This window comes from Phaeovulum veldkampii DSM 11550 (assembly GCF_003034995.1).
GTDB lineage: Bacteria > Pseudomonadota > Alphaproteobacteria > Rhodobacterales > Rhodobacteraceae > Phaeovulum > Phaeovulum veldkampii.
The window spans coordinates 1-1,996 of sequence record NZ_PZKF01000097.1 but is presented as its reverse complement, the minus strand read 5'-3'; the positions used below and the strand labels follow the sequence as shown (position 1 = coordinate 1,996).

The window sequence follows — 1,996 nt, the reverse complement described above, 5'->3', positions numbered from 1 at the left end:
AGGGGCGCTGTCCCGCACCGCAAGCCCCGCGTGCCCGTCCCTTTTCCTTGCACCGCGCGAAATCGGCGCTAGCATTCGGGTCGATTTCCGCTCTTCCCCGAGGGCATTCGCCGATGATGAAGACCTTTTGCGCCCTCGTTCTGGCCCTCGCCTTCTCGACAGTGCCGGGGCATGCTGAGCCAGTCGATTACGGCAGCTTCCGCCATTACGACGCCCTGCCCGACGTGCTGTTTCTGGTCGACGACATCGCGCCCTCGGATTCCTTCGACCTGCGCCGGGCGATGCGCGACCATCCGGTCACGCTGGTCGTGCTCGGCAGCCCCGGGGGCAACCTTTACGAGGGGCTGCAAATCGCCTCGATCCTGCATGACAAGGGCGCGGGCACCTATGTGCCAAGCATGGCCAGTTGCGAGTCTTCCTGCGCCAACATCTTCTTTGGCGGCGCGCACCGGCTGGTGCGCGGGCGGCTCGGGGTGCATCAATTCTCGTTCGGGGGCGGCGCCGGGGCCGAGCGGGAGGCGCGCGCCACCACCTCCTCCACCACGCAATACACTACCTCGGAAATCATCGGCATCATGAACCAGTTCGCGACGCCGCCCTTCGTCTACGAGAAGATGTTCAGCACCGGCGAAATCCATTACTTCCCCGAGGAGGACAAGGCGCGGCTGAACCTTGGCGCCGAAGAGCCCGGCTTCGTCTCGGTGGTGGCGGCGGCCGAGGCCTTCATCGCCACCCATCCCGAGGCGATCCGCCGCCCCGAACCGCTCGATATCGCCGCAGCCCTCACCCGCGACACCGGGCCGGCCCCGATCCCCGACCCCAGCCCCGACCCGCTGCCCGTCGCGCCGCCCTCCGGCCCGACCAAGACCTTCGAAAACATCGACTTTTTCGGGCAGGACATCAGCCCCTCGGGGGTGCGCGGCATCAGCCTTGCCGCCTGCGAGCGCCTGTGCCGCACCACGCCCGGCTGCGCCGCCTTCAGCTATGTGACGAAAACGCGCTGGTGCTGGCCGAAGTCGGGGGTCGAGAACATGTCGCTGGCCACCGGCACGATCAGCGGCATCACCAATTATCTGGCGGTCAACCGCGAGGTGCTGTCGCGCCCCTTCCTCGAGATCACCGCCGCCGATCTGGCGGGCGACGATCTGACCGCCACCGGACTGCGCAACCTGTCGCTGCAAGGCTGCCGCGACGCCTGCCTGGCCGATGCCCGCTGCCGGGCGTTTTCCTGGGGCGCCGAAAAGCGCCGCTGCTTTCCGAAATACGGCATCGGCACGCCGGTGCGGGCGCTTGGAACGCTGTCGGGCATTCGGCAGTAAAACCGGGCTCAGAACAGCCGCGCGCGCAGCGCCGTCACGCGGGAGATGCGGTCGTGCAGATCCTCTGCCAAGACGCGCCCCTCGGCGAGAGCGCGCGCCAGCGCCGCGGCCACGCGCGGCGCGGTGTCGATGCTCTCGGAGCCGCGCTGGTTGGCGTAGATCAGCAGGTCATTGCCCGCGTTCAGCGCCAGCATCGCCGCCTCAGTCTCGGAAAACCGCGCCGTGATCGCGCTCATCTGCATCCCGTCCGAGATCAGCGGGCCGCGAAAGCCCATCACCTCGCGCACTATCTCGCCCGCCGCGCGCGACAGCGACACCGGCGTTTCGGCGCTGTCTGACAGATAGGGGTGGATCACATGCGCCAGCATCAGCGCATCCGCCAGCCCCGCATCGACGAGGCGCTGAAACGGAACGATTTCAACGGCTTTCCATGTTGCGCGCAGATCGACTGGGCTGTCGTGGCTGTCGTGCAGGGCGCTGCCGTGGCCGGGAAAATGCTTCAGACAGGTCTTCACATCGGCGCTGCGATGGGCGCGGATAATCATCTCGGCATGGCGTAAGACGGTGTCGGGGTCGCGGCCAAAGGCGCGCCCGAGCCGCGTGATCACCGGGTTGCGCGGCTCAAGCGCCAGATCGACCACCGGCGCAAGGTTGAGGTTGATGCCCGCCTCGGCCAA

At 67.6% G+C, this 1,996-nt stretch carries 2 protein-coding genes; one reads left to right on the top strand and one right to left on the bottom strand.

Translation table 11 applies throughout. The annotated features are described in order from the left end of the window. Positions 1-113: 113 nt before the first annotated feature. Positions 114-1,319 (top strand): PAN domain-containing protein, encoded by a 1,206-nt coding sequence (locus tag C5F46_RS15995; RefSeq protein ID WP_107326288.1) that lies wholly within the window; start codon positions 114-116, stop codon positions 1,317-1,319. A gap of 8 nt (positions 1,320-1,327) precedes the next feature. On the opposite strand, the gene C5F46_RS15990 is transcribed toward C5F46_RS15995, so the two are convergent. Next, positions 1,328-1,996: glycoside hydrolase family 3 N-terminal domain-containing protein (locus C5F46_RS15990; protein WP_328588590.1), on the bottom strand; the 669-nt coding region annotated here is incomplete at its 5' end.

Coding starts and splice junctions, on each gene's coding strand:
- C5F46_RS15995 (WP_107326288.1), top strand. CDS start 114: ATGATGAAGACCTTTTGCGCCCTCGTTCTGGCCCTCGCCTTCTCGACA.